The sequence below is a fragment of the Enterobacter sp. Lyrl_3 genome (assembly GCF_051948675.1).
GTDB classification, from domain to species: Bacteria; Pseudomonadota; Gammaproteobacteria; order Enterobacterales; family Enterobacteriaceae; genus Enterobacter; species Enterobacter cloacae.
In genome coordinates this window covers 144,943-169,919 of record NZ_JAYJLI010000005.1, presented here as the reverse complement: position 1 = coordinate 169,919, position 24,977 = coordinate 144,943, and the positions used below count along the sequence as shown (strand labels likewise).

General features: G+C 53.7%; 29 protein-coding genes. 16 read left to right on the top strand and 13 right to left on the bottom strand.

Annotated elements, in window-relative coordinates; translation table 11 throughout:
* Positions 1-10 precede the first annotated feature (10 nt).
* The 7 genes from rpoN to VF709_RS12685 are packed head-to-tail and all read right to left on the bottom strand — an operon-like array spanning position 11 to position 5,877.
* Entirely contained in the window at positions 11-1,444 is a 1,434-nt protein-coding gene (gene rpoN / locus VF709_RS12715) for an RNA polymerase factor sigma-54 (protein ID WP_013098942.1), read from the bottom strand.
* 47 nt (positions 1,445-1,491) lie between these two features.
* Complete coding sequence (lptB, locus tag VF709_RS12710) at positions 1,492-2,217, bottom strand: LPS export ABC transporter ATP-binding protein (RefSeq protein ID WP_013098941.1); 726 nt, start codon at positions 2,215-2,217, stop codon at positions 1,492-1,494.
* A gap of 6 nt (positions 2,218-2,223) precedes the next feature.
* Positions 2,224-2,778, bottom strand: coding sequence for a lipopolysaccharide ABC transporter substrate-binding protein LptA (lptA, locus tag VF709_RS12705; RefSeq protein ID WP_013098940.1), 555 nt, complete (start codon positions 2,776-2,778; stop codon positions 2,224-2,226).
* The gene (gene lptC, locus VF709_RS12700; RefSeq protein WP_013098939.1) at positions 2,747-3,322 is read right to left on the bottom strand and encodes an LPS export ABC transporter periplasmic protein LptC; all 576 of its coding nucleotides are present in this window, start codon (positions 3,320-3,322) and stop codon (positions 2,747-2,749) included. Before lptC ends, lptA begins: the two co-directional genes overlap by 32 nt.
* Positions 3,319-3,885, bottom strand: coding sequence for a 3-deoxy-manno-octulosonate-8-phosphatase KdsC (gene kdsC / locus VF709_RS12695; protein WP_029883391.1), 567 nt, complete (start codon positions 3,883-3,885; stop codon positions 3,319-3,321). The genes lptC and kdsC overlap by 4 nt, the downstream gene beginning before the upstream one ends.
* Before the next feature lie 14 nt (positions 3,886-3,899).
* A complete protein-coding gene (kdsD, locus tag VF709_RS12690; protein ID WP_029883390.1) occupies positions 3,900-4,886 on the bottom strand; it encodes an arabinose-5-phosphate isomerase KdsD in 987 nt (328 codons plus the stop codon).
* A 13-nt stretch (positions 4,887-4,899) separates the two neighbouring features.
* Positions 4,900-5,877: a calcium/sodium antiporter gene (locus VF709_RS12685; protein ID WP_013098936.1), complete on the bottom strand. Its 978-nt coding sequence runs from the start codon at positions 5,875-5,877 to the stop codon at positions 4,900-4,902.
* Between the two features lie 228 nt (positions 5,878-6,105).
* Here VF709_RS12685 and mlaF point away from each other — a divergent pair, with 228 nt between their 5' ends.
* The 7 genes from mlaF to murA all read left to right on the top strand — a co-directional run bounded on the left by mlaF (position 6,106) and on the right by murA (position 10,899).
* Positions 6,106-6,918: a phospholipid ABC transporter ATP-binding protein MlaF gene (gene mlaF, locus VF709_RS12680; protein WP_020687352.1), complete on the top strand. Its 813-nt coding sequence runs from the start codon at positions 6,106-6,108 to the stop codon at positions 6,916-6,918.
* Between the two features lie 7 nt (positions 6,919-6,925).
* Positions 6,926-7,708 (top strand): lipid asymmetry maintenance ABC transporter permease subunit MlaE, encoded by a 783-nt coding sequence (gene mlaE, locus VF709_RS12675; protein ID WP_010436044.1) that lies wholly within the window; start codon positions 6,926-6,928, stop codon positions 7,706-7,708.
* A 4-nt stretch (positions 7,709-7,712) separates the two neighbouring features.
* Positions 7,713-8,261, top strand: a complete 549-nt coding sequence (gene mlaD, locus VF709_RS12670) for an outer membrane lipid asymmetry maintenance protein MlaD (RefSeq protein ID WP_013098934.1) — start codon at positions 7,713-7,715, stop codon at positions 8,259-8,261.
* An 18-nt stretch (positions 8,262-8,279) separates the two neighbouring features.
* Complete coding sequence (gene mlaC, locus VF709_RS12665) at positions 8,280-8,915, top strand: phospholipid-binding protein MlaC (RefSeq protein ID WP_013098933.1); 636 nt, start codon at positions 8,280-8,282, stop codon at positions 8,913-8,915.
* Positions 8,915-9,208, top strand: coding sequence for a lipid asymmetry maintenance protein MlaB (gene mlaB / locus VF709_RS12660; RefSeq protein ID WP_023622313.1), 294 nt, complete (start codon positions 8,915-8,917; stop codon positions 9,206-9,208). Before mlaC ends, mlaB begins: the two co-directional genes overlap by 1 nt.
* A gap of 126 nt (positions 9,209-9,334) precedes the next feature.
* Positions 9,335-9,589: a BolA family iron metabolism protein IbaG gene (gene ibaG, locus VF709_RS12655; RefSeq protein WP_008501458.1), complete on the top strand. Its 255-nt coding sequence runs from the start codon at positions 9,335-9,337 to the stop codon at positions 9,587-9,589.
* 50 nt (positions 9,590-9,639) lie between these two features.
* On the top strand, positions 9,640-10,899 hold the full coding sequence (murA, locus tag VF709_RS12650; RefSeq protein ID WP_013098931.1) for a UDP-N-acetylglucosamine 1-carboxyvinyltransferase: 1,260 nt from the start codon (positions 9,640-9,642) through the stop codon (positions 10,897-10,899).
* 63 nt (positions 10,900-10,962) lie between these two features.
* Here murA and sfsB read toward each other — a convergent pair whose 3' ends face one another.
* A complete protein-coding gene (sfsB, locus tag VF709_RS12645; protein WP_038983629.1) occupies positions 10,963-11,250 on the bottom strand; it encodes a DNA-binding transcriptional regulator SfsB in 288 nt (95 codons plus the stop codon).
* Between the two features lie 228 nt (positions 11,251-11,478).
* A complete protein-coding gene (ispB, locus tag VF709_RS12640; RefSeq protein WP_013098929.1) occupies positions 11,479-12,450 on the bottom strand; it encodes an octaprenyl diphosphate synthase in 972 nt (323 codons plus the stop codon).
* 257 nt (positions 12,451-12,707) lie between these two features.
* On the opposite strand from ispB, the gene rplU reads away from it, so the two are divergent.
* The 4 genes from rplU to cgtA all read left to right on the top strand — a co-directional run bounded on the left by rplU (position 12,708) and on the right by cgtA (position 15,536).
* Entirely contained in the window at positions 12,708-13,019 is a 312-nt protein-coding gene (rplU, locus tag VF709_RS12635; RefSeq protein ID WP_003025032.1) for a 50S ribosomal protein L21, read from the top strand.
* 19 nt (positions 13,020-13,038) lie between these two features.
* Positions 13,039-13,296: a 50S ribosomal protein L27 gene (gene rpmA, locus VF709_RS12630; RefSeq protein WP_004385076.1), complete on the top strand. Its 258-nt coding sequence runs from the start codon at positions 13,039-13,041 to the stop codon at positions 13,294-13,296.
* Positions 13,297-13,392: 96 nt separating this feature from the next.
* On the top strand, positions 13,393-14,367 hold the full coding sequence (locus tag VF709_RS12625; RefSeq protein WP_149896923.1) for a DMT family transporter: 975 nt from the start codon (positions 13,393-13,395) through the stop codon (positions 14,365-14,367).
* Positions 14,364-15,536: an Obg family GTPase CgtA gene (gene cgtA / locus VF709_RS12620; protein ID WP_013098927.1), complete on the top strand. Its 1,173-nt coding sequence runs from the start codon at positions 14,364-14,366 to the stop codon at positions 15,534-15,536. Before VF709_RS12625 ends, cgtA begins: the two co-directional genes overlap by 4 nt.
* 38 nt (positions 15,537-15,574) lie before the next feature.
* Here the strand turns inward: cgtA and pmrB are convergent, their stop codons facing one another.
* Genes pmrB through dacB form a run of 3 tightly spaced genes read right to left on the bottom strand, consistent with a single transcriptional unit; the run spans position 15,575 to position 18,713 of the window.
* The gene (gene pmrB, locus VF709_RS12615; protein ID WP_029883388.1) at positions 15,575-16,618 is read right to left on the bottom strand and encodes a two-component system sensor histidine kinase PmrB; all 1,044 of its coding nucleotides are present in this window, start codon (positions 16,616-16,618) and stop codon (positions 15,575-15,577) included.
* Positions 16,615-17,277, bottom strand: coding sequence for a two-component system response regulator PmrA (pmrA, locus tag VF709_RS12610; protein WP_013098925.1), 663 nt, complete (start codon positions 17,275-17,277; stop codon positions 16,615-16,617). Before pmrA ends, pmrB begins: the two co-directional genes overlap by 4 nt.
* Before the next feature lie 2 nt (positions 17,278-17,279).
* Positions 17,280-18,713 (bottom strand): serine-type D-Ala-D-Ala carboxypeptidase, encoded by a 1,434-nt coding sequence (gene dacB / locus VF709_RS12605; RefSeq protein WP_045293570.1) that lies wholly within the window; start codon positions 18,711-18,713, stop codon positions 17,280-17,282.
* A 227-nt stretch (positions 18,714-18,940) separates the two neighbouring features.
* Between dacB and greA the strand changes: the two genes are divergently transcribed.
* Positions 18,941-19,417 carry a transcription elongation factor GreA gene (greA, locus tag VF709_RS12600; RefSeq protein WP_013098923.1) on the top strand — a complete coding sequence of 159 codons (477 nt, stop codon included), beginning with the start codon at positions 18,941-18,943 and terminating at the stop codon, positions 19,415-19,417.
* A 151-nt stretch (positions 19,418-19,568) separates the two neighbouring features.
* Here the strand turns inward: greA and yhbY are convergent, their stop codons facing one another.
* A complete protein-coding gene (gene yhbY, locus VF709_RS12595) occupies positions 19,569-19,862 on the bottom strand; it encodes a ribosome assembly RNA-binding protein YhbY (RefSeq protein ID WP_014833438.1) in 294 nt (97 codons plus the stop codon).
* Between the two features lie 127 nt (positions 19,863-19,989).
* Between yhbY and rlmE the strand changes: the two genes are divergently transcribed.
* From rlmE to glmM, 4 genes are all read left to right on the top strand, one after another.
* Positions 19,990-20,616 (top strand): 23S rRNA (uridine(2552)-2'-O)-methyltransferase RlmE, encoded by a 627-nt coding sequence (rlmE, locus tag VF709_RS12590; protein WP_003861812.1) that lies wholly within the window; start codon positions 19,990-19,992, stop codon positions 20,614-20,616.
* 102 nt (positions 20,617-20,718) lie between these two features.
* Positions 20,719-22,653 (top strand): ATP-dependent zinc metalloprotease FtsH, encoded by a 1,935-nt coding sequence (ftsH, locus tag VF709_RS12585; protein ID WP_013098921.1) that lies wholly within the window; start codon positions 20,719-20,721, stop codon positions 22,651-22,653.
* Between the two features lie 98 nt (positions 22,654-22,751).
* Positions 22,752-23,600 (top strand): dihydropteroate synthase, encoded by an 849-nt coding sequence (gene folP, locus VF709_RS12580; protein WP_020687345.1) that lies wholly within the window; start codon positions 22,752-22,754, stop codon positions 23,598-23,600.
* Positions 23,593-24,930: a phosphoglucosamine mutase gene (gene glmM, locus VF709_RS12575; protein ID WP_013098919.1), complete on the top strand. Its 1,338-nt coding sequence runs from the start codon at positions 23,593-23,595 to the stop codon at positions 24,928-24,930. Before folP ends, glmM begins: the two co-directional genes overlap by 8 nt.
* The last annotated feature ends 47 nt before the right edge of the window (positions 24,931-24,977 follow it).

Genomic DNA, 24,977 nt, shown 5'->3' with positions numbered 1-24,977 from the left:
ATCGGTTGTGTCAGACCAGCTGTTTACGCTGGTTAGACGGCGGAATGGATAAAGACTCTCGATACTTCGCAACAGTACGACGTGCCACCATAATACCCTGGTCGGACAGCATGGTGGTTAACTTACTGTCGCTCAGTGGCTTCGCGGGGTTCTCCGCGGCGATCAACTTCTTCACCAGTGCACGAATCGCCGTTGACGAGGCTTCGCCACCGCCTTCGGTATTCACATGACTGGAGAAGAAATACTTAAGCTCAAATATACCGCGAGGACTGTGCAGATACTTCTGCGTGGTCACGCGGGAAATCGTTGATTCATGCATCTCGACGGCCTGGGCGATATCCGCCAGCACCATCGGTTTCATATACTCTTCGCCCTGCTCAAAGAAAGCCTGCTGTTGTTCGACGATACAGCGGCTCACACGCAACAGCGTATCATTGCGGCTCTCCAGGCTTTTGATTAACCAACGCGCTTCCTGCAGATTGCTACGAATATACTGGTTGTCGGCGTCGTTACGCGCGCTGGTGCACATGGAGGCATATTGCTGATTGATTTGCAGGCGAGGAATGCTGTCTGAATTGAGTTCAACGACCCAGCGGCCGTTGTGTTTTCTGACCAGCACGTCAGGTATGACGTATTCAGGCTCACTGGTCTGGATCGACTGGCCGGGGCGAGGATCGAGCGACTGAATCAGGTTAACCGCCTCTTTCAGCACCTCTTCTTTCAGACGCGTAACGCGCATCAGGGTACGGAAATCATGGTTAGCCAGCAGATCCAGATGATCGCTGATGATTAAGCGGGCTTCATCGATCCAGGGCGTCTCTTTGCTGAACTGCGAAAGCTGGATCAGCAGACAGTCGCGCAGGTCTTTCGCTGCTACGCCCACCGGGTCGAAACGCTGAATGCGCTTCAGAACGGCTTCTATCTCTTCGAGTTCAATCTCGTCATCGCCCATGCTTTCCAGAATATCGTCCAGCGTGACGGTCAGATAGCCGGTATCGTCAACGGCATCGACGATGGAGGTGGCAATCGCGCGATCGGTATCGGAGAAAGGGGTTAGCTCCACCTGCCACATCAGGTAATCCTGTAGTGACTGGGTGGTTTCACCCTGATAGACCGGTAGCTCATCGTCCTGGTAGTCTGCACGCGTGCCGGAAGGGGTTCCGGCGGTGTAGATTTCATCCCAGCTGGCATCCAGCGGAAGCTCATCCGGCATCTCTTTTTGTTCGAGTGCATCGGCGGTATCGAGGGCTTCCGTGTCCTGTGATTGCTGAGTGTCTACCTCGTCATGAAGATCGGCTTGCTCCAGCAGCGGATTGCTGTCCAGCGCTTGCTGGAGCTCCTGCTGGAGTTCTAATGTGGACAGTTGCAACAGGCGAATCGCCTGCTGTAACTGCGGCGTCATCGCCAGTTGTTGGCTGAGCCTTAATTGCAAACCTTGCTTCATGTTCAGAGCATTTTTCTCCGGTTCGGCGTTACGTTACCTCTACCCTATCAGAGTCTGAAGTCTTCCCCAAGATAGACGCGCTTAACATGATCATCTTCGAGGATCTGCTGTGGCGTACCGTGGGCGATCAGGTTGCCCTGGCTCACGATATACGCACGTTCACATACGGCCAGTGTTTCACGGACGTTGTGGTCAGTAATCAACACGCCAAGACCGCTGTCGCGCAGATGCTCAATAATACGTTTAATGTCGATAACGGAGATGGGGTCAACGCCTGCAAATGGTTCATCCAGCAGGATGAACTTCGGGTTTGCTGCCAACGCGCGTGCAATTTCAACACGGCGGCGTTCCCCCCCGGACAGCGCCTGACCGAGGCTATCGCGCAGGTGCTCAATGTGAAACTCTTCCATCAGCTCGTTGGCGCGATCCTGACGCTGTTCGCTGGTCAGGTCATCACGAATTTGTAGAACGGCCATCAGGTTATCGAAGACGCTCAGGCGACGGAAAATGGAGGCTTCCTGCGGCAGGTAGCCAATACCACGGCGTGCGCGCGCATGCAGTGGCAGAAGGCTGATGTCTTCATCATCAATGATGATGTTACCGGCATCGCGTGGGACAATACCCACGACCATGTAGAAGGTCGTGGTTTTACCTGCACCGTTTGGACCAAGCAGGCCTACAATTTCGCCGGAGTTGACGGTCAGACTGACATCTTCCACGACACGGCGGCCCTTATAGGCCTTCGCGAGATTTTTTGCAGTTAATGTTGCCATAACGAATTAGTTACTCTTCTTCTGTGCCGGGGCCTGGCCCTTGCCTTTGTCCTGCAGCTGAGACGGCACTAACACGGTGGTGACGCGTTTGCCTTTCTCGCTGGAGGCCTGCATTTTTTGCTCTTTCACCAGATAGGTGATCTTATCGCCGGTGATATTGCTATCGAGCTGTTCCAGATAGGCGTTACCGGTAAGGATGACCAGATCTTTCGCCAGTTCATAATGCATGTGGCTGGCATGGCCCTTCACTGGCTTGCCGTTGTCCTGCATCTGGTAGAACGTGGCCGGGTTGCCGTAGCCATCAATGATCTCTTTGCCCTGTTCGCCACCTGGACGGGTAACGACCACCTTATCGGCGTTAATCTTGATGGTGCCCTGGGTCATGACCACGTTGCCGGTAAAGGTAACGACATTACCCTGCATATCAAGAGACTGCGTATCGGACTCGATATGGATCGGCTGTTCGGTATCGCCAGTAACAGCAAGCGCGGGAAGACTGGCCGCCAGCATCGCGCTGGCGATAATTACTTTAAGGCTGAGTTTGTTTGTTTTGAATTTCATAGGAGGTTCTAACCTTTTCAATCAGCTCGGCGTTTTTGCTGCGTAAGTTCCCGCGCATTCTTAAACCGCTGGAATTAAATGTTGTGCCGTACAGAGTGACCAGATCCTGCGACGTCACATCCTGAGTAACTAGGTTGATCTGGGCATTATCTGTCGTAATTTTGCGCAGTTGTGAGTCAGCGGTCAGGGCGTTGACTTCAACATGGCCATAAAGATAAAGCATACGGTCATTCGTCAGTTTTGCCCGGTCAGACTTAATCGACCACGTCGGCACTTTGTCCTTATCAAACGTCGTCATGACCGGCTGGGTAAACCACGAAATACCGTCATCTGAAAAATATTCAACGTGCTGGGCAATCAGGCGATAGTTCAGCGCACCTTCCGGGCTATAGACTACGGTATCACTGTGATCGCTTTTATAGGTTGGATCGTTATTGTTGATCACTTCCGTTTGCGTATCGTCACGATCGGCAAGGTTCACGCCAATCAGTATCAGTGCGACAAGCGAAAGCAGAATGATAACCCAACGTCTGGTTTTACTCATATCGATTGCCCTTTGGCCTCATCAAGCTTGCCCTGCGCCAGCAGAAGCAGATCGCAGACTTCACGTACGGCACCACGGCCACCGTTGATGTGGGTAACATAATCAGCACGCGGGATCAGCAGCGGATGCGCATCCGCAACCGCGACACTCAGGCCAATCTCGGCCATTACCGGCCAGTCGATCAGGTCGTCCCCGACATAGGCCACATGTTCTGGCGCGATAGACAGTTTACCCAGTAAATCATTGAAAGCAGCCATCTTATCGGACTGTCCCTGATACAGATGGGTAATGCCCAACGTTTCACAGCGATCTTCTACCAGTTTAGCTTTTCGCCCGGTGATGATGGCAACCTCGATACCCGATGTGAGTGCACAACGAATACCGTAGCCATCGCGAACGTTGAACGCTTTCAGCTCTTCACCATTATTGCCCATGTAAATCAGGCCATCGGACAGTACGCCGTCCACATCCAGAATCAGCAGGCGAATATTTTCTGCCTTTGCCATCACGTGGGCACTGACCGGACCATAACAGGTTGCAAGGGATGCACCCGCATTACTCATTGTCTTATCCTTCATTACACTACGCCTGCGCGCAGCAGATCATGCATATGTACCACACCCAGCAATTGGTCGCCATCGGCAACCATCACTGAGGTGATATGTCGGGACTGCATCAGGTTCAGTACATCCACCGCCAGCGTGCCCGGGCGAACGCGAATCCCGCCGGGCGTCATCACATCGACAATACCCAGCGTGCGAACATCCACGCCCATGTCGAACACGCGACGCAGATCACCGTCGGTGAAAATCCCTTCGATCTTCATCAGATCGTCACACACCACCGTCATGCCCAGGTTTTTACGGGTGATTTCCAGCAGCGCATCACGCAGGGAGGCCTCTTTACTGACGTGAGGGATTTCATCGCCAGTATGCATAATATCGTTAACCCGCAGCAGCAGTTTCCGACCCAGCGCACCGCCAGGATGGGAAAGCGCGAAATCTTCAGGGGTAAAACCGCGGGCTTCAAGGAGCGCAACGGCAAGCGCGTCGCCCATTACCAGCGCCGCGGTGGTGCTGGATGTCGGCGCAAGTCCCAGTGGGCAGGCCTCTTTCGGCACTTTCACGCACAAGTGAATATCCGCCGCACGTGCCATGCTGCTTTCCGGGCGGCTGGTCATGCAAATGAGCGGGACCTGCAGCCGCTTCAGAACCGGTATCAGTGCCAGGATCTCGTTGGACTCCCCGGAGTTTGACAGCGCAATGACGACATCCTGCGGCGTCACCATGCCCAGATCGCCGTGTGCCGCTTCTCCTGGATGTACAAAGAAGGAGGAGGTGCCGGTGCTGGCGAAAGTGGCGGCCATTTTGCGGCCAATGTGGCCGGACTTGCCCATCCCCATTACCACGACTTTACCGGCACAGTAGAACATCTTCTCACAGGCCAGACTAAAATCCTGATTAATGTACTGATCTAACTGCGCCAGACCTTCACGTTCAATCTCCAGAACGTCTTTGCCTGCTTTCTGAAAGTCAAAACCCGGCTGCAATTCTATTTGCGACATAATGCGTTTCCGTTTACCCAGAGAGAAGAGGCGAAAGCCAGTACAGCATCGCCATCCATACGATAAATCCACCCGTCAGCAGCGCGCCTGCGCCTTTGCCGATCTGTCGTTGCCGCCGCCAGCAGAGCAGGGCAAAGATAACGCTTACCAGCAACATCACCCCGTAATCACGTGAGAAGGCCAGCGGGTTAAACGGCCCGGGCGTTATCAGGGCTGGCAGGCCCATGACGATGGCAATATTGAAGATGTTCGAGCCGATAATATTGCCGATGGCGATGTCATCTTCACCTTTACGTGCCCCGGCAATGGCCGTGGCCAGCTCCGGCAGGCTGGTGCCGATGGCGATCACGGTCAGGCCAATGGTCAGTTCGCTCATGGCGAAATAATTCGCCAGTACCGTCGCGTTATCCACGACCATCCGTGTTGCCATGGGCATAATGATCAACGCGACACCCAGCCAGAGCAGTGCAACAGGCAGCGTACCTTCACGCGGTAGCTCGGCGACCTGCTCACGTGTCAGGCTGTCCTGACCCTGTTTTTCCGCCAGGCGGGCAATGTTAACACTATAGAGCAGCCAGATGACCGCCAGCGCCAGCAAGAAAATGCCGTCACTGTAGCTCAGAACGCCATCGTAAAATACGCATCCTGCCAACAGGCTTACGATCAACATTAGCGGCAATTCCCGGCGCAGAACATCAGAATGCACGCGAAATGGATGGAGCAGCGCGGCCAGGCCCAGAATAAGCAGAATATTGACGATGTTAGAGCCAATCGCGGTGCCAACAGCAAGGTCTATCTGACCATGCAGCGATGCCGTCACAGAGACGATGATTTCAGGCAGGGAGGTTCCAACACTGACCACGGTCATCCCGATGACAACAGGTGGGACGCCAGTGAGGCGGCACAGGATCGATGCAGCAAACACCAAACGGTCAGCACTGTAGACCACCAAAAGTAAACCAATTATTAACAGTGCTGTTGCTAAAAGCATCAAAAGTCCTTTCTTCAGGTATACTCGCCGGTCCACCGCGCGGGAATTGTTAGCGCTGCATACAGCCTAAGACGTAACGAATTCCTAATTTTGACTTTATGCGCCGGAAAAGTAAAACAAATGCCAGCTTTCGCTAACCTCTACGGCTAATATTCTGTAAAAATGTGGGGTTTAGGGCTGATTTAAGCTTCACGCTTCGCATGAAGCAGGGTAAGAAAGGAACCGTAAATGAGCCAAACGATGGCGAATTTAGTCGATGTCCGTGGGGTGAGCTTTTCTCGCGGCAACAGATTGATATTTGATGATATTTCGTTGACCGTGCCACGTGGCAAAATCACAGCCATCATGGGACCGTCCGGGATCGGTAAAACGACCCTGCTGCGACTTATCGGTGGGCAGATCCCACCCGATAGCGGTGAAATCCTCTTCGACGGCGAAAACGTACCGGAGATGTCGCGGTCGCGCCTGTATACTGTGCGCAAGCGGATGAGCATGCTCTTTCAGTCGGGGGCCTTGTTCACCGACATGAACGTCTTTGATAATGTCGCCTATCCGCTGCGCGAGCATACGCAGCTTCCGCCAGAGCTGCTGAAAAGCACGGTAATGATGAAGCTGGAGGCGGTAGGGCTGCGTGGCGCCGCAAAGCTGATGCCGTCAGAGCTGTCTGGTGGCATGGCGCGTCGCGCCGCGCTGGCGAGAGCCATTGCGCTGGAACCCGATTTAATCATGTTCGACGAACCGTTTGTCGGACAGGATCCAATTACGATGGGCGTGCTGGTGAAGCTCATCTCTGAATTGAACAGCGCGCTCGGCGTCACCTGCATTGTGGTGTCTCACGATGTGCCGGAAGTGTTGAGTATTGCCGACTATGCCTACATTGTGGCAGACAAAAGGATCGTCGCGCACGGCAGCGCCCAGGCGTTGCAGGAAAACTGCGATCCGCGAGTACGGCAGTTCCTCGACGGTATTGCGGATGGGCCTGTGCCGTTCCGCTACCCTGCGGGCGACTATCGTGACGATTTATTGGGAATAGGGAGTTAAGCCACTCATGCTGTTAAATGCGTTGGCCGCTCTTGGACACCGTGGCATAAAAACCATCAGGACGTTCGGGCGCGCCGGATTGATGTTGTTCAACGCGCTGGTCGGCAAGCCGGAGTTCCGCAAGCACGCGCCTTTACTGGTACGGCAACTCTATAACGTCGGCGTGCTGTCGATGCTGATCATCATTGTGTCCGGTCTGTTTATCGGCATGGTGCTGGGGCTGCAGGGCTACCTTGTTCTGACGACCTACAGCGCGGAAACCAGCCTCGGCATGCTGGTGGCGCTTTCGCTGCTGCGTGAACTGGGGCCGGTGGTGGCGGCACTGCTGTTTGCCGGACGCGCGGGGTCGGCACTCACCGCAGAGATTGGTCTGATGCGTGCCACCGAGCAGCTTTCCAGTATGGAAATGATGGCGGTCGATCCGTTGCGGCGTGTTATCTCACCCCGTTTCTGGGCAGGGGTTATCTCCTTACCGTTGCTGACTATCCTGTTTGTGGCCGTCGGTATCTGGGGCGGTTCGTTGGTGGGCGTTCACTGGAAAGGGATTGATGCCGGTTTCTTCTGGTCTGCCATGCAGGACGCCATCGATCTGCGAATGGATCTGGTTAACTGTTTGATTAAAAGCGTGGTATTTGCCATTACGGTCACCTGGATTGCGTTATTTAATGGTTACGATGCCATCCCGACGTCGGCGGGCATTAGCCGTGCAACTACACGTACTGTCGTACATTCGTCGCTGGCCGTACTGGGTCTGGATTTTGTGCTCACCGCACTGATGTTTGGGAATTGAGTTCATGCAAACGAGAAAAAATGAAATTTGGGTCGGCGTGTTCCTGTTGTTGGCACTGCTTGCCGCACTGTTTATCTGCCTGAGAGCGGCGGATATCACCTCAGTGCGTACCGAACCGACTTATCGCATCTATGCCACTTTCGACAATATCGGAGGGCTGAAGGCGCGCTCTCCTGTGCGTATTGGCGGTGTGGTTATTGGCCGTGTGGCTGACATTACGCTTGATGAAAAAACCTATCTGCCGCGCGTGGCGATGGATATTGAAGAGCGTTACAACCATATCCCGGATACTAGCTCGCTTTCTATCCGCACCTCCGGCCTGCTGGGCGAACAATATCTGGCACTGAACGTGGGCTTTGAAGATCCTGAGCTTGGAACGACTATCCTTAAAGACGGTAGCGTGATCCAGGATACCAAGTCCGCGATGGTGCTGGAGGACATGATTGGTCAGTTCCTTTACAACAGTAAGGGAGATGATAAAAAGTCCGATGCTGCCCCTGCGCAGACTGAAGATCATACCAACGTCGCACCGACACCTGGCACGACGAATTAATATCAGGAGAAGTCATTCATGTTTAAACGACTGTTAATGGTTGCCATGCTGGTTATTGCCCCTCTCACGGCAGCACACGCCGCGGATCAGAGCAACCCGTACAAACTGATGGACGAAGCCGCGAAGAAAACCTTCGATCGTCTTAAAAACGAACAGCCTAAAATTCGTTCTAATCCTGATTATCTGCGTGACGTGGTCGACCAGGAGCTGCTGCCGTATGTGCAGATCAAATATGCCGGTGCGCTGGTGCTGGGGCGTTATTACAAAGACGCTACCCCTGCGCAGCGTGAAGCCTACTTTGCTGCCTTCCGTGAATACCTGAAACAGGCTTACGGCCAGGCGCTGGCGATGTACCACGGCCAGACCTACCAGATTGCACCGGAACAGCCGCTGGGTGATGCCACCATAGTGCCTATTCGCGTCACGATCATCGATCCTAACGGTCGTCCACCGGTTCGCCTGGATTTCCAGTGGCGTAAAAACAGCCAGACCGGTAACTGGCAGGCGTATGACATGATCGCCGAAGGGGTGAGCATGATCACGACTAAACAGAATGAGTGGAGCGACCTGCTGCGTACTAAAGGCATTGATGGCCTGACCGCCCAGCTGCAGTCTATCTCTCGCCAGAAAATCACCCTGGATGAGAAGAAGTAATGTCGCAGCAACTGAGCTGGTCGCGTGAGGGCGAAACATTAAAGCTGTCCGGTGAACTCGATCAGGATCTGCTCAACCCGTTATGGGATAAACGCCATGACGCCATGCAGGGCGTTACGCTGATCGATTTGAGCGGCGTCACGCGGGTAGATACGGCTGGGGTGGCGCTGCTTGCCCACCTCATTGCCGTGGGGAAAAAGCAGGGGGCAACCGTAATGCTTCACGGGGCCAGCGATAATGTCGTCACCCTGGCGCAGCTCTACAATCTTCCTCAGGACGTACTGCCGCATTAATATTTTCAGTGCGTTACTTCTGAAAGCCCTGACAGTTTCATCGTCGGGGCTTTTTGCTTGTTTAAGACGACGCCACTTTGCTCTAAGATGTTGGGCTTGTTTTCACTATCAGATGATTAAGAACCCATGGAAAATCATGAAATCCAGACAGTGCTGATGAATGCACTCTCCCTTCAGGAAGCCCACGTCACAGGCGATGGCAGTCACTTCCAGGTTATTGCTGTGGGTGAGATGTTCGACGGTATGAGCCGTGTGAAGAAACAGCAGGCTGTGTACGCGCCGCTGATGGAATATATTGCGGATAACCGCATCCACGCCCTGTCGATTAAAGCGTTCACCCCGCAAGAGTGGGCACGCGATCGCAAACTAAACGGTTTTTGAGCTGAGGGCGATGCGCCCGCAGCACGGTTGAATTTATAAGAGAGCACACCATGGATAAATTTCGTGTACAGGGGCCGACGCGCCTCCAGGGCGAAGTCACAATTTCTGGCGCGAAAAACGCCGCGCTGCCGATCCTCTTTGCTGCGCTGCTCGCGGAAGAGCCGGTAGAAATTCAGAACGTACCGAAGCTGAAAGATATCGACACCACCATGAAGCTGCTCACCCAGTTGGGGACGAAAGTCGAGCGTAATGGCTCCGTCTGGATCGATGCCAGCAACGTGAACAACTTCTCAGCACCGTACGACCTGGTGAAAACCATGCGTGCATCCATCTGGGCGCTTGGCCCGCTGGTAGCGCGTTTTGGTCAGGGCCAGGTGTCACTGCCTGGTGGTTGCGCCATTGGCGCGCGTCCTGTTGACCTGCATATCTTCGGTCTGGAGAAGCTGGGCGCGGAGATCAAACTGGAAGAAGGTTACGTTAAAGCGTCCGTTAATGGCCGCCTGAAAGGCGCACACATTGTCATGGATAAAGTGAGCGTTGGCGCAACCGTCACCATTATGTCCGCGGCAACGCTGGCAGAAGGTACCACCATTATCGAAAACGCCGCGCGCGAGCCGGAAATTGTGGATACTGCCAACTTCCTCGTGGCGCTGGGTGCAAAAATCTCTGGCCAGGGTACCGATCGCATCACCATTGAAGGCGTTGAGCGTCTGGGTGGCGGTGTGTATCGCGTTCTGCCAGACCGTATTGAAACCGGGACTTTCCTGGTGGCTGCGGCCATTTCTGGCGGCAAGATTGTTTGCCGTAATGCGCAGCCTGACACCCTGGATGCGGTGCTGGCGAAGCTGCGTGAAGCGGGTGCGGATATCGAAACCGGTGAAGACTGGATCAGCCTTGATATGCACGGTAAACGTCCAAAAGCGGTAACCGTTCGCACGGCGCCGCATCCGGCATTCCCGACCGATATGCAGGCTCAGTTCACGCTGCTGAACCTGGTGGCGGAAGGTACCGGTGTGATCACCGAGACTATCTTCGAGAACCGCTTCATGCACGTACCGGAGCTGATCCGTATGGGCGCACATGCAGAGATCGAAAGTAACACGGTGATTTGCCACGGTGTTGAGAAGCTCTCCGGTGCGCAGGTTATGGCAACCGATCTGCGTGCGTCTGCGAGCCTGGTATTAGCGGGTTGTATCGCGGAAGGAACGACGGTTGTGGATCGTATCTACCACATCGATCGTGGTTACGAGCGTATTGAAGACAAACTGCGCGCGCTGGGTGCCAATATCGAGCGTGTGAAGGGCGAGTAATCGTTCCGGCAGCCCCCTGCCAGAGATGGCCGGGGGGTTGCTGTTCCTGTCAAAAAAAGCGTGTCAGACCGGTTGCTCTTTCCTGGTTTTTTTCTGGCGAATCATGCGTGTTCTGTCAATAAACTCATGGGTAATGGGATCGTGGTAACGCGAGGGCCAAATGACCCACGGGTGCGTCTCCAGCGCCGATGCAATAATCAATTCACCCTTTGGCCAGGGGCGAGTCAGGGCATTTGCCAGCGTTGATGAGCTCAATCCATTGCGACGTGATTCAGCGGCGAGCGATGTTCCTTTTTTGCGCAGTGCAGCAATAATATCTGCTGAGTGCCAGTCGATAAATTTCATATCCATAAAGCTGTCCTTGTGTTCGTAATCACCCACGTCATTTCTACCGAAACGACGGGGTTACTATACTCATTTTGAACACGGGCTCTAAAAAGTTCGCGTTACTTGAAGGAATATTCAGAATAAGACATGGCTTTATTCATGCGGTCTGTAAGCCGATGATTTTACGTGAATATGGAATTTATAAGAACTTATTGAAATCTCCCCGCGAAGGCCGCGGGGAGAAGCGAGACGTTAACGATCGCGCTGTACGGCGATGTGGGCAAGGCCGATTAACGCATCGCGCCATGGGCTGTCTGGAATGACCTGCAGTGCCGCGATGGCTTTATCCGCCTCTTCTTCAGCGCGCTGACGCGTCCACTCCAGCGAGCCACAGATGGCCATTGTTTCCAGTACCGGTTCCAGTAGATGGCGACCATTTCCCTGCTCAATCGCTTCACGGATCATTTTCGCCTGGTCAGCGGATCCGTTGTGCATGGCATGGAGCAGCGGCAGGGTCGGTTTACCTTCGTTGAGGTCATCGCCGACGTTTTTGCCGAGCGTTTCGCCATCAGCACTGTAGTCCAGCAAATCGTCAATCAGCTGGAATGCGGTCCCCAGATAACGGCCGTAGTCCTGCAGCCCTTTTTCCTGCGCAGCGGTACAGCCAGCCAGAATGCCGGAACATTGCGCCGCGGCTTCAAACAGGCGCGCGGTTTTGCTGTAGATTACGCGCATGTAATTTTCTTCGGTGATGTCAGGATCGTTGACGTTCATCAGCTGCAGCACTTCGCCTTCCGCGATCACGTTAACGGCTTCAGACATCACTTCCAGCACTTTCAGAGAGCCGAGGCTGGTCATCATCTGGAAGGCACGGGTATAGATAAAATCACCGACCAGAACGCTGGCTGCGTTGCCGAAGGCGGCGTTTGCCGTGGCTTTGCCACGACGCATGTCTGATTCATCCACAACATCATCATGCAGAAGCGTCGCAGTGTGAATAAATTCGATCAGTGCTGCGATAGTGACATGAGCCTTTCCCTGATAACCCACGGCTCTGGCGGCCAGTATGGCAATCATCGGGCGAATACGTTTACCGCCGCCGCTGACGATGTAATAGCCCAACTGATTGATTAGCTGAACATCAGAGTTGAGTTGTTCCAGGATTGCTGCATTCACACCCGCCATATCTTGCGCGGTTAACTCGTTGATTTTTTCTAAATTCATCGCAAAAGCCGGGCTTTTTATCCTGTTTATCCCATCTTTAATGGGGTAACGAAGGGTTTCGGTTTATCAATAGTATTGCTGATTGTACTGAAAAAACGGCTCAGATAAACGCTACCGTACGTGTTGTGTTTTTTTTCTTCATGTATTGATGGTAGCACTTGTCAAAGGCTCGCGTTTTGCGTAATATTCGCGCCCTATTGTGAATATTTATAGCGCACTCTGATTCATACGAGGATGTGCGCGGAAGCGGAGTTTATATGTACGCGGTTTTCCAAAGTGGTGGTAAACAACACCGAGTAAGCGAAGGTCAGACCGTTCGCCTGGAAAAGCTGGACATCGCAACTGGCGAATCTGTTGAGTTCGCAGAAGTTCTGATGATCGCAAACGGTGAAGAAGTCAAAATCGGCGTTCCTTTCGTTGATGGCGGCGTTATCAAAGCTGAAGTTGTTGCTCACGGTCGTGGCGAGAAAGTTAAAATCGTTAAGTTTCGTCGTCGTAAACACTACCGTAAGCAGCAGGGCCACCGTCAGTGGTTCACTGATGTGAAAATTACTGGCATCAGCGCCTAAGACCTGAGGAGAGATTTAAATGGCACATAAAAAGGCTGGCGGCTCCACACGTAACGGTCGCGATTCAGAAGCTAAACGCCTGGGCGTTAAGCGTTTCGGTGGCGAATCCGTTCTGGCGGGTAGCATCATCGTTCGTCAACGTGGTACCAAATTCCACGCTGGCAACAACGTAGGTTGCGGTCGTGACCACACTCTGTTTGCTAAAGCAGACGGTAAAGTGAAATTTGAAGTTAAAGGCCCGAACAACCGTAAATACATCAGCATCGTTGCTGAGTAAGGTTTTCTCGGTCCGGTAACGGATTAAAGCCCCGCAACCTGTTGCGGGGCTTTTTACATTGGAAACCCGGTAATTTTTTCTGTAGGGAAAACGGGCATGAAGCAGCAGGCCGGCATTGGAATTCTTTTGGCGCTCACAACCGCAATGTGCTGGGGTGCGCTGCCAATTGCAATGAAGCAGGTACTGGAAGTGATGGAACCGCCTACGGTGGTGTTTTATCGCTTTCTGATGGCAAGTATCGGCCTGGGGGCCATCCTTGCTGTTAAAGGCAAGCTTCCGCCCCTGCGTCTCTTCCGTAAACCGCGCTGGCTGGTATTACTGGCTATTGCGACGGGGGGACTGTTTGGTAACTTCATTCTGTTCAGTTCTTCCTTGCAATATCTCAGCCCGACGGCGTCGCAAGTGATTGGTCAACTTTCACCGGTCGGCATGATGGTTGCCAGCGTCGTTATCCTCAAGGAGAAGATGCGCGGTACGCAGATCGTTGGGGCGAGCATGCTGCTATGTGGCCTGGTAATGTTCTTCAATACCAGCCTGATAGAGATTTTTACCCGCCTGACCGATTACACCTGGGGTGTAATCTTCGGTGTGGGGGCAGCAACGGTTTGGGTGAGCTATGGCGTCGCGCAAAAGGTGTTATTGCGTCGTCTTGCCTCACAGCAGATCCTCTTTTTGCTGTACACTTTGTGTACAATAGCATTATTGCCGTTAGCGAAGCCGGGGGTGATCACCCAGCTTAGCGACTGGCAGGTGGCGTGCCTCATATTTTGTGGGCTGAATACGCTGGTCGGTTATGGCGCGCTGGCCGAAGCAATGGCGCGCTGGCAGGCAGCACAGGTGAGCGCATTGATTACGCTCACTCCGCTGTTTACGCTGTTATTTTCAGATTTGTTATCAATGGCCTGGCCCGATGTCTTCGTCAGACCGATGCTCAACCTGTTGGGCTATCTCGGTGCGTTTGTCGTGGTTGCGGGCGCGATGTATTCCGCCATTGGTCATCGTCTCTGGGGGCGTTGGCGCAAAAATGAAGCGGTCCCCGCTCAGGCGAATGATTTACGGAGAGTAAAATGAAGTTTGTTGATGAAGCGACGATCCTGGTCGTGGCAGGTGATGGCGGCAACGGTTGCGTAAGCTTCCGCCGTGAAAAATATATTCCTCGTGGTGGCCCTGACGGTGGCGACGGCGGCGACGGCGGTGACGTATGGCTGGAGGCGGATGAGAACCTCAACACGCTGATCGACTACCGTTTCGAAAAATCTTTCCGCGCTGAGCGTGGCCAGAACGGCCAGAGCCGTGACTGTACCGGTAAACGTGGTAAAGACGTCACCATTAAGGTACCGGTGGGTACGCGTGTGATCGATCAGGGTACCGGTGAGACCATGGGCGATATGACCAAACACGGTCAGCGTCTGATGGTTGCAAAAGGGGGGTGGCACGGTCTGGGCAACAGCCGTTTCAAATCTTCCGTCAACCGTACGCCGCGTCAGAAAACAATGGGTACGCCGGGCGATAAGCGTGACCTGCAGCTTGAGCTGATGCTGCTGGCCGATGTGGGGATGCTGGGAATGCCAAACGCTGGTAAATCCACGTTTATTCGCGCCGTCTCTGCCGCTAAGCCAAAAGTGGCGGACTATCCGTTTACCACGCTGGTGCCAAGCCTGGGCGTTGTCCGTATGGATAACGAGAAGAGCTTTGTGGTTGCCGATATCCCGGGTCTGATTGAAGGCGCAGCGGAAGGTGCCGGTCTGGGTATCCGCTTCCTGAAACACCTTGAGCGCTGCCGCGTACTGCTGCACCTCATCGATATCGATCCGATCGACGGGTCCGATCCGGTAGAAAATGCCCGTATCATCGTCGGCGAGCTGGAGAAATACAGCGAGAAACTGGCGAACAAACCGCGCTGGCTGGTCTTTAACAAGATTGACCTGATGGATAAAGCCGAAGCGGAAGCAAAAGCGAAAGCCATTGCTGAAGCGATGGGGTGGGAAGATAAGTACTACCTGATCTCCGCGGCAAGCCAGGTTGGCGTGAAAGATCTCTGCTGGGATGTGATGACCTTTATCATCGAGAACCCGGTTGTTCAGGCTGAAGAAGCGAAGCAGCCTGAAAAAGTCGAATTCATGTGGGATGACTACCACCGTCAACAGCTTGAAGAGCTGGAAGCGGAAGAGGAAGACGACTGGGACGACGACTGGGATGAAGACGACGAAGAAGGCGTCGAGTTCATCTACAAGCACTAATGACCCGATAAGGCCCCTGTTGATACAGGGGCTTTTTTTTATTCTAACGTTGAAGGCAGCCAGCAACTGGCAATGAGACCGCCTTCTGCGGCATTCTCCAGCGTCAGCTTTCCGTGGTGAAGCTGCACAATGCGTTGCACAATGCTCAGACCCAGGCCACTGCCACCGTAGCGCTGATCGAGACGACGGAACGGCTCGGTAATCGACTGCCGGTGTGCTTCATCAATACCGGGACCCTGATCGATTACGCTGACCCGAGTACCACCGTCCTGTGCGGTCAATGTCACTGTGATAGTGGTCCCTGCGGGGCTATAGCGCCCGGCATTCTCCAGCAGGTTACGCAGCATGAGTCGCAGAAGCACCGCGTCCCCCTGCACCGTTAGCGGACTTTTGGCCGGCCATATCACCGTATGTTCTTTGGCTTCATGCTCAAGGCCAAGCGGGGTGATGATATTGTCTGTCCAGTTTACCGTCTCATAGTGGCCGCTCGCCATTGCCTGCCCGGCCCGCGCCAGCATCAGCAGCTGTTCAATGGTATGCATGAGTTGATCGATACGGCTGATTAATGCTGAAGCCTGTGGCGAACCTGACTGTGCCATCAGTTCCAGATGCAACCTGATCCCGGCGAGTGGGGTTCGCAGTTCATGCGCGGCATCAGCGGTAAAGAGCCTTTCTTGTTGTATGGTGTGATCAAGCCTGGCGAGCAATTGGTTCAGAGAGGTTGTGACGGCGCCAATCTCTTCCATATCTGAATACATGGGCAGCGGAGTGAGGTTGTCCGCCGAACGATTCGCCAGACTGGCCCGCAATTGATTCAGCGGACGAGTTATCCAGGTGACTGCCCAGAAGGAGAAGAGCAGGGTAAAACCGACCATCACCAGGGAAGGGACCAGCAGCGAGGCAATCGCTTCGCGTATCTCTTTTTCGACATGGTTGTTACGTGCCTTTGCAGACAGCGTTTCATTGACCAGAAAGCCAATCTGTTCGCGGCTTTCATGCCACAGCCAAATCACGCTTATCAACTGGAAAAATAACAGGATCACCGCCAGCAAAACCATTAATCGCCGACGCATACTGTTCATTTCTGTCTCTCCAGACGATAACCCACGCCACGAACGGTTTTTATCCGGTCTTTGCCAAGTTTGCGTCGCAAATTGTGAATGTGGACTTCAAGGGTATTTGATCCCGGATCGTCCTGCCAGGAGTAGATATCCTGCTGGAGGGTTTCACGGTGTACCGTCTGCCCGCTACGCATGATCAGACGCGTAAGCAGGGCGAACTCTTTCGGTGTGACCTCAACAGGCAGAGACTGGCACAGCACCTGCTGAGTTTGCAGATTCAGGGTAATATCACCATCGGTCAGTAAGTTATCACTGTGCCCCTGATAGCGGCGAATTAACGCACGCACGCGCGCCTGTAGCTCTGCAAGGGCAAACGGCTTCACCAGATAATCATCCGCGCCGGAATCCAGGCCGTTGATACGATCTTCGATGGCATCGCGCGCCGTCAGGATCAACACCGGGTTGTCGACACCGCGACGCCGCCACTGGCTTAACAACGTGGCCCCGTCTTTATCCGGGAGGCCCAGATCGAGGATCACCAGACTGTATTCACCGCTCTGGATCAGGGCATCCGCCTCTGCCGCCGTGGCGGCGCAGTCGAGGGCATAGCCTTCATTGGACAGCGCCAGCGCCAGCCCTTCCTGTAATAACAGATCGTCTTCAACTATAAGTAGTTTCATCGCTAGTTATTCTGGTAGATGTCCTTATAAAGCCTGCTTTCGAAGCGCACCAGCGGGATACGGCGATTGCGCTGGTCGGCCGGTTCGACGGCATAGCCGGAAAGATACTGCACGAATGCCAGACGCTGCCCGCTGGCGGTGGTGATGAAGCCTGCAAGGTTGTAAACACCCTGCAGTGAACCTGTTTTGGCTGATACCTTACCGTCCACACCGGCGGCGTGAAGACCGGCCCGGTACTGAAGTGAACCGTCATGCCCGGCAAGTGGCAGCATCGAAATAAAGTTTAGCTCAGTGTCATGTTGTGCAATGTACTGAAGCACTTGCATCATGGTTGCCGGGGAGATCAAATTGTGTCGCGATAACCCGGAACCATCGACAGCGATAGTATTGCCCAGATCGATCCCCGCCTGCTGACGAAGGATCTGACGCACGGCGTCGGAGCCCGCCCGCCAGGTTCCCGGAACGCCAAAACGCGCGTGACCAATCATGCGGAACACGGTGTCGGCGATCATATTGTCAGACTTCTTCAGCATGATCCTTAGCAAATCGTGCAACGGTGCAGACTGTTTGCTGGCGACAACCGTGCCGGGTTGATTAACCTGCGTCTGGCGGAGCAGGGTACCGGTATAGGTGATCCCAGCCTGTTTCAGTTCGTCCTTGAGAATTGCGCCCGCGTAGCTTGCACCATCCTGGATGGCGAAGGCCAGCGGGAGGGGATCGGCACGTTGCGTCAGGCACCCGGTAAGCGTGAAACGGTTAAGGTCGCCGGGCACCACATCCAGTTCGCAATATTGCGCATCCGGAGAGCCTTTTGCCAGCGTTCGGACCTGGCTAAACATGGTGACCGGGTAGTAAGACGCCACGCGAATAAACGCTAAATCGTCCGGTTTTGGCGCGCTGTAAAGCGAAATCGAGAAGCAGTTACGATCAACAATCGCTGCCGATGGCGGTGCGCTAAAGCACTGCGTCATGTCGTTCCACGGCCAGCCCGGCGCTTTATCGTGGCTGGCAAAGATGGAGGTGTCGATCAACACGTTGCCATCGATCTTCTGCACGCCAGATTTTTTCAGCACCGCCACCATGTTGCGGATATCCTGACGTTTGAAGGTGGGGTCACCGCCAAAACGGGCAATAAGATCGCCTTTCAGCTCACCGTCTTTAACCTCTCCTTTGGTCTCAAGAGTCGTGGTAAAACGGAAGTCAGGACCAAGCTGAAGCAGGGCAGCGAGCGCAGTGATCACCTTCTGAGTACTGGCAGGCAGCGCCATTTGTTGACTGTGATAGTCAATCTCAGGTGCCTGCGCGCCGACCTTCTGCACCATCAGAGCAAGGTTGGCCCCGGCAGGGAGCTGATTAATATATTCATCAACATTCGCGGCCTGAACGCTGAACGTTATACTGGTAGTCAATCCGATGATAAATCTGGAAAATCGCATAATCTCGCGCTAACAACCCGAAAACAAACCGTCATACTACGGTGCATGGCACTGCAAAGTAAACGATGACCCATAGTGAACTTCGCGGTAAAATACGTATCAAATTGAAAATTGCTGCTGACCTGGGGCGTTGCTCCCGGGTCGGTTTTCTTTTTGCTTCTGGCCCGCTCATGAGGGCCGGGGCAGGGAACACTGCTCCCAACAGGAATGTTTAAGAGGTATAACAAATGCAAGCTATTCCGATGACCTTACGTGGTGCCGAAAAACTGCGCGAAGAGCTGGATTTCCTGAAATCTGTTCGTCGCCCTGAAATCATCGCCGCTATCGCGGAAGCGCGTGAGCATGGCGACCTGAAAGAGAACGCTGAATACCACGCGGCCCGTGAGCAGCAGGGTTTCTGTGAAGGGCGTATTAAAGATATCGAAGCTAAGCTGTCCAATGCGCAGGTTATCGATATCACCAAAATGCCAAACAATGGGCGTGTGATCTTTGGTTCAACCGTTAGCGTGCTGAACCTGGACACTGACGAAGAGCAGACTTACCGCATCGTGGGTGACGATGAAGCAGACTTCAAACAGAACCTGATTTCAGTGAACTCACCGATTGCTCGCGGCCTGATTGGCAAAGAGCAGGACGATGTCGTGACCATCCGTACCCCGGGTGGCGAAGTGGAATACGAAATTATTAAGGTTGAGTACCTGTAATTCGCCTCTCCACGAAGATGTTGATACATTGTAAAGAAAGGAAAAAGGCCGCATAGCGGCCTTTTATCAACTCAAGGAGCATGGCATTTTGCTCACCTGCTGACAGAAATCCCTCGTTTTACACAGAAAATGTGTTTAATTCAGGATATCCTTAGCGTGGCAGCGAGATTTTACGCTCTTTAGTTGGGCGATAGAGCACCAGCGTTTTACCGATGACCTGCACGTTACAGGCACCGGTTTCGCGCACGATGGCTTCCACGATCAAGTTCTTCGTGTCTCTGTCTTCAGAGGCAATTTTCACCTTGATCAGCTCGTGGTGTTCCAGCGCTTGTTCAATCTCGGCAAGCACCCCTTCGGTCAAACCATTGTTGCCAAGCATGACTACAGGCTTGAGCGGATGTGCCAGACCTTTAAGGTGCTGTTTTTGTTTAGTACTCAGATTCATCGTATATTTTTGCTTACGTTGGGATTGAAAACGGTTCATTCTACCGCCATCTCCCTTATATCGCCAAATAGCTGCGTAGAAATTTACGTCACAGGCAAGCAACGATGAACCAGGACGGAAATGTTAAATGACAGGTAAAAAGCGTTCTGCCAGCTCCAGCCGCTGGCTTCAGGAACACTTTAGCGATAAATATGTTCAACAGGCACAGAAAAAGGGGTTGCGTTCCCGTGCCTGGTTTAAACTTGATGAAATACAGCAAAGTGACAAACTTTTTAAGCCGGGGATGACGGTGGTTGACCTCGGTGCGGCACCTGGCGGATGGTCGCAGTATGCGGTAACGCAGATTGGCGGCACGGGCCGCATCATCGCATGCGATCTTTTACCAATGGATCCCATCGTTGGTGTCGACTTCCTTCAGGGCGACTTTCGTGATGAATTAGTGCTGAAAGCGTTACTTGATCGTGTTGGTGACAGTAAGGTCCAGGTTGTCATGTCGGATATGGCACCAAATATGTGTGGAACACCGGCGGTGGATATCCCCCGCGCCATGTATCTGGTGGAGCTAGCGTTAGAAATGTGTCGTGATGTACTAGCGCCTGGTGGTAGTTTTGTTGTGAAGGTGTTTCAGGGCGAAGGTTTCGAGGAGTATCTTAAGGAAATTCGCTCCCTGTTTGCGAAGGTTAAAGTTCGTAAGCCGGACTCTTCCCGGGCCCGTTCCCGTGAAGTGTATATTGTAGCGACCGGGCGAAAATGATAACCGGTAGATTTCAGACGAAAGTTTGAATGACACTGGATATAGAGTATCCTGACGCTGTTTTTAACACAGTTGTAATATGAGGTTAATCCCTTGAGTGACATGGCGAAAAACCTAATACTCTGGCTGGTCATTGCCGTTGTGCTGATGTCAGTATTCCAGAGCTTTGGGCCCAGCGAGTCGAATGGCCGCAAGGTGGATTATTCTACCTTCCTGCAGGAGGTCAATCAGGACCAGGTTCGCGAAGCGCGTATCAACGGACGTGAGATCAACGTTACCAAGAAAGATAGTAACCGTTACACGACTTACATCCCGGTGAACGATCCTAAGCTGCTTGATAACCTTCTGACTAAAAACGTCAAGGTGGTAGGTGAGCCGCCAGAAGAACCGAGCCTGCTGGCTTCTATCTTCATCTCCTGGTTCCCGATGCTGCTTCTTATCGGCGTCTGGATCTTCTTTATGCGCCAGATGCAGGGCGGCGGTGGCAAAGGTGCCATGTCGTTCGGTAAGAGCAAGGCGCGTATGTTGACGGAAGATCAGATCAAAACCACGTTTGCAGACGTCGCCGGTTGTGACGAAGCAAAAGAAGAGGTGGGTGAACTGGTTGAATACCTGCGCGAGCCGAGCCGTTTCCAGAAGCTGGGCGGTAAGATCCCGAAAGGCGTCCTGATGGTCGGCCCTCCGGGTACCGGTAAGACCCTGCTGGCGAAAGCCATCGCGGGTGAAGCGAAGGTACCGTTCTTTACTATTTCAGGTTCTGACTTCGTAGAAATGTTCGTGGGTGTCGGTGCATCTCGTGTGCGTGACATGTTCGAGCAGGCTAAAAAGGCAGCACCGTGCATTATCTTCATCGATGAAATCGACGCCGTAGGCCGCCAGCGTGGCGCTGGTCTGGGCGGTGGTCACGATGAACGTGAGCAGACCCTGAACCAGATGCTGGTTGAGATGGACGGCTTCGAAGGTAACGAGGGTATTATCGTTATCGCGGCAACTAACCGTCCGGACGTTCTTGACCCTGCGCTGCTGCGTCCAGGCCGTTTCGACCGTCAGGTTGTGGTCGGTCTGCCGGATGTTCGTGGTCGTGAACAGATTCTGAAAGTGCACATGCGTCGCGTACCGCTGGCGCCAGATATCGACGCGGCAATCATTGCGCGCGGTACTCCGGGCTTCTCCGGTGCGGACCTGGCTAACCTGGTCAACGAAGCTGCACTGTTTGCCGCTCGCGGTAACAAACGTGTAGTGTCGATGGTGGAATTCGAAAAAGCGAAAGACAAAATCATGATGGGTGCGGAACGTCGCTCCATGGTGATGACGGAAGCGCAAAAAGAGTCCACAGCATACCACGAAGCGGGCCACGCGATTATCGGTCGACTGGTGCCGGAACACGATCCGGTGCATAAAGTGACGATCATTCCGCGCGGTCGTGCGCTGGGTGTGACCTTCTTCCTGCCTGAAGGCGACGCGATCAGCGCCAGCCGTCAGAAGCTGGAAAGCCAGATTTCAACCCTGTACGGCGGTCGTCTGGCGGAAGAGATTATCTACGGTCCGGAACATGTTTCTACCGGTGCGTCCAACGATATTAAAGTGGCGACAAACCTGGCGCGTAACATGGTGACTCAGTGGGGCTTCTCCGACAAACTCGGTCCACTGCTCTATGCAGAGGAAGAGGGCGAAGTATTCCTGGGCCGTTCTGTGGCGAAAGCGAAACATATGTCTGATGAAACGGCTCGTATCATCGACCAGGAAGTGAAAGCGCTGATTGAACGTAACTACGGTCGCGCACGTCAGATCCTGAACGACAATATGGACATCCTGCATTCGATGAAAGATGCGCTCATGAAATATGAGACCATAGATGCTCCGCAGATTGACGACCTGATGGCTCGCCGCGAAGTGCGTCCGCCAGCAGGCTGGGAAGACCCAGGCGCTTCCAACAATTCTGACAACAATGGCACCCCGCGTGCGCCGCGTCCGGTTGATGAACCGCGTACGCCGAACCCGGGTAACACCATGTCAGAACAGTTGGGCGACAAGTAAGTCACTGCTGTTGGCGAGTATGTCTGTACCTCAAACCCTGGAGCTTGCTCCGGGGTTTTTCTTTTCTGTTTAACCACATTAATACCAGGGATTTAGCCATGAAACTTTTCGCCCAGGACTCGCATCTCGATCTCTCACATCCGCATGTGATGGGGATCCTGAATGTTACCCCTGACTCCTTCTCAGATGGCGGAACGCATAACACGCTTATTGAGGCGGTTAAGCACGCCAATCTGATGATCAACGCGGGGGCTACCATCATTGACGTTGGCGGTGAGTCGACGCGTCCGGGGGCGGCAGAGGTTTCAGTGGAGGAAGAACTGGCGCGTGTGGTCCCGGTGGTTGAAGCCATCGCACAACGTTTTGAGGTGTGGATATCCGTGGACACGTCTAAGCCAGAGGTGATTCGTGAAGTGGCGCGAGTGGGTGCTCACATCATCAATGATATCCGCTCTCTGACCGAGCCGGGGGCGATTGAAGCGGCCGCGGAAACCGGGCTGCCGGTTTGTCTGATGCATATGCAGGGAAAACCGAAAACGATGCAGGATGCGCCTAAGTATGAGGATGTCTTTGCAGATGTGAATCGCTTCTTTATTGAGCATATTGCACGCTGTGAGCGTGCAGGTATCGCAAAAGAGAAATTGCTGCTCGACCCGGGGTTCGGTTTCGGTAAAAATCTCTCCCACAATTATGCGTTGCTTGCGCGCCTGTCAGAGTTTCATCATTTCGGCCTGCCGTTGCTGGTTGGCATGTCGAGAAAGTCGATGATTGGGCAGTTGCTGAATGTCGGGCCGAGTGAACGCCTGAGCGGCAGTCTGGCCTGCGCGGTGATTGCAGCAATGCAAGGCGCGCATATTATCCGTGTCCATGATGTTAAAGAAACAGTAGAAGCCATGCGTGTGGTGGAAGCCACACTGGCAGCGAAGGAAAAGAAACGCTATGAGTAATCGTAAATATTTTGGTACCGATGGTATCCGTGGGCGCGTAGGCGATGCTCCAATCACCCCTGATTTTGTGCTTAAGCTTGGCTGGGCTGCTGGCAAGGTTCTGGCACGTCATGGCTCGCGTAAGATCATCATTGGCAAAGACACCCGCATTTCCGGCTATATGCTGGAGTCCGCACTGGAAGCCGGTCTCGCCGCTGCCGGGCTTTCAGCATCCTTTACTGGCCCAATGCCAACACCTGCTGTCGCCTATCTGACGCGTACCTTCCGCGCGGAAGCCGGCATCGTGATTTCAGCCTCACATAACCCGTTCTATGATAACGGTATCAAGTTCTTCTCCATCGATGGAACCAAGCTGCCGGATGATGTGGAAGAGGCGATCGAAGCCGAAATGGAAAAAGAGATCACCTGTGTTGATTCCGCTGAGCTGGGCAAAGCAAACCGTATTGTCGATGCGGCTGGCCGTTACATTGAATTCTGCAAAGGCACCTTCCCGAACGAGCTAAGCCTGGCTCACCTCAAAATTGTGGTGGACTGTGCAAACGGCGCGACGTATCACATTGCGCCGAATGTTTTCCGCGAGCTGGGGGCGAAGGTGATCACCATTGGCTGTGAGCCTGATGGTCTGAACATTAACGAACAGGTTGGTGCGACGGACGTTCGTGCCCTGCAGGCACGCGTGCTGGCAGAAAAAGCGGACCTGGGTATTGCCCTGGACGGCGACGGCGACCGTGTGATCATGGTTGACCACGAAGGGAACAAGGTCGATGGCGACCAGATCCTCTACATTATTGCGCGTGAAGGTCTGCGTCAGGGACAGCTGCGTGGCGGTGCGGTTGGCACGCTGATGAGCAACATGGGTCTGGAGCTGGCATTGAAACAGCTGGGGATCCCGTTTGTTCGCGCGAAGGTGGGTGACCGCTACGTGCTGGAAAAACTGCAGGAGAAAGGCTGGCGCATTGGCGCTGAAAACTCCGGCCATGTGATCCTGCTCGACAAAACCACCACCGGTGACGGCATTGTGGCAGCGCTTCAGGTTGTTGCCGCGATGGCACGTAACCATATGAGCCTGCACGATCTTTGCAGCGGCATGAAAATGTTCCCGCAGATCCTTGTGAACGTGCGCTTCACCGCAGGCAAAGGCGATCCGCTGGAAAATGATAACGTCAAAGCGGTGATGGCAGACGTTGAAGCTGCGCTTGGCAACCGTGGGCGTGTCCTGCTGCGTAAGTCAGGTACTGAACCGCTGATCCGCGTGATGGTGGAAGGCGAAGACGAAGCGCAGGTGACTGAATTTGCGCACCGTATTGCAGATGCTGTAAAAGCTGCATAACTTTTCACAGTAAGTGTTTAAAAAGGCGGCGCTTGCCGCCTTAGTTT

Excerpts from the sequence above, each read along its gene's own strand:
- greA (WP_013098923.1), top strand. The coding sequence starts at position 18,941 with ATGCAAGCTATTCCGATGACCTTACGTGGTGCCGAAAAACTGCGCGAA.
- kdsC (WP_029883391.1), bottom strand. The coding sequence starts at position 3,885 with ATGAGTAATGCGGGTGCATCCCTTGCAACCTGTTATGGTCCGGTCAGT.
- VF709_RS12625 (WP_149896923.1), top strand. The coding sequence starts at position 13,393 with ATGAAGCAGCAGGCCGGCATTGGAATTCTTTTGGCGCTCACAACCGCA.
- pmrA (WP_013098925.1), bottom strand. The coding sequence starts at position 17,277 with ATGAAACTACTTATAGTTGAAGACGATCTGTTATTACAGGAAGGGCTG.
- lptB (WP_013098941.1), bottom strand. The coding sequence starts at position 2,217 with ATGGCAACATTAACTGCAAAAAATCTCGCGAAGGCCTATAAGGGCCGC.
- mlaC (WP_013098933.1), top strand. The coding sequence starts at position 8,280 with ATGTTTAAACGACTGTTAATGGTTGCCATGCTGGTTATTGCCCCTCTC.
- murA (WP_013098931.1), top strand. The coding sequence starts at position 9,640 with ATGGATAAATTTCGTGTACAGGGGCCGACGCGCCTCCAGGGCGAAGTC.
- dacB (WP_045293570.1), bottom strand. The coding sequence starts at position 18,713 with ATGCGATTTTCCAGATTTATCATCGGATTGACTACCAGTATAACGTTC.
- ftsH (WP_013098921.1), top strand. The coding sequence starts at position 20,719 with ATGGCGAAAAACCTAATACTCTGGCTGGTCATTGCCGTTGTGCTGATG.
- mlaF (WP_020687352.1), top strand. The coding sequence starts at position 6,106 with ATGAGCCAAACGATGGCGAATTTAGTCGATGTCCGTGGGGTGAGCTTT.
- ispB (WP_013098929.1), bottom strand. The coding sequence starts at position 12,450 with ATGAATTTAGAAAAAATCAACGAGTTAACCGCGCAAGATATGGCGGGT.
- rlmE (WP_003861812.1), top strand. The coding sequence starts at position 19,990 with ATGACAGGTAAAAAGCGTTCTGCCAGCTCCAGCCGCTGGCTTCAGGAA.
- glmM (WP_013098919.1), top strand. The coding sequence starts at position 23,593 with ATGAGTAATCGTAAATATTTTGGTACCGATGGTATCCGTGGGCGCGTA.
- mlaD (WP_013098934.1), top strand. The coding sequence starts at position 7,713 with ATGCAAACGAGAAAAAATGAAATTTGGGTCGGCGTGTTCCTGTTGTTG.
- folP (WP_020687345.1), top strand. The coding sequence starts at position 22,752 with ATGAAACTTTTCGCCCAGGACTCGCATCTCGATCTCTCACATCCGCAT.
- sfsB (WP_038983629.1), bottom strand. The coding sequence starts at position 11,250 with ATGGATATGAAATTTATCGACTGGCACTCAGCAGATATTATTGCTGCA.
- lptC (WP_013098939.1), bottom strand. The coding sequence starts at position 3,322 with ATGAGTAAAACCAGACGTTGGGTTATCATTCTGCTTTCGCTTGTCGCA.
- lptA (WP_013098940.1), bottom strand. The coding sequence starts at position 2,778 with ATGAAATTCAAAACAAACAAACTCAGCCTTAAAGTAATTATCGCCAGC.
- rpoN (WP_013098942.1), bottom strand. The coding sequence starts at position 1,444 with ATGAAGCAAGGTTTGCAATTAAGGCTCAGCCAACAACTGGCGATGACG.
- rplU (WP_003025032.1), top strand. The coding sequence starts at position 12,708 with ATGTACGCGGTTTTCCAAAGTGGTGGTAAACAACACCGAGTAAGCGAA.
- kdsD (WP_029883390.1), bottom strand. The coding sequence starts at position 4,886 with ATGTCGCAAATAGAATTGCAGCCGGGTTTTGACTTTCAGAAAGCAGGC.
- yhbY (WP_014833438.1), bottom strand. The coding sequence starts at position 19,862 with ATGAATCTGAGTACTAAACAAAAACAGCACCTTAAAGGTCTGGCACAT.
- pmrB (WP_029883388.1), bottom strand. The coding sequence starts at position 16,618 with ATGAACAGTATGCGTCGGCGATTAATGGTTTTGCTGGCGGTGATCCTG.
- VF709_RS12685 (WP_013098936.1), bottom strand. The coding sequence starts at position 5,877 with ATGCTTTTAGCAACAGCACTGTTAATAATTGGTTTACTTTTGGTGGTC.
- cgtA (WP_013098927.1), top strand. The coding sequence starts at position 14,364 with ATGAAGTTTGTTGATGAAGCGACGATCCTGGTCGTGGCAGGTGATGGC.
- ibaG (WP_008501458.1), top strand. The coding sequence starts at position 9,335 with ATGGAAAATCATGAAATCCAGACAGTGCTGATGAATGCACTCTCCCTT.
- mlaB (WP_023622313.1), top strand. The coding sequence starts at position 8,915 with ATGTCGCAGCAACTGAGCTGGTCGCGTGAGGGCGAAACATTAAAGCTG.
- rpmA (WP_004385076.1), top strand. The coding sequence starts at position 13,039 with ATGGCACATAAAAAGGCTGGCGGCTCCACACGTAACGGTCGCGATTCA.
- mlaE (WP_010436044.1), top strand. The coding sequence starts at position 6,926 with ATGCTGTTAAATGCGTTGGCCGCTCTTGGACACCGTGGCATAAAAACC.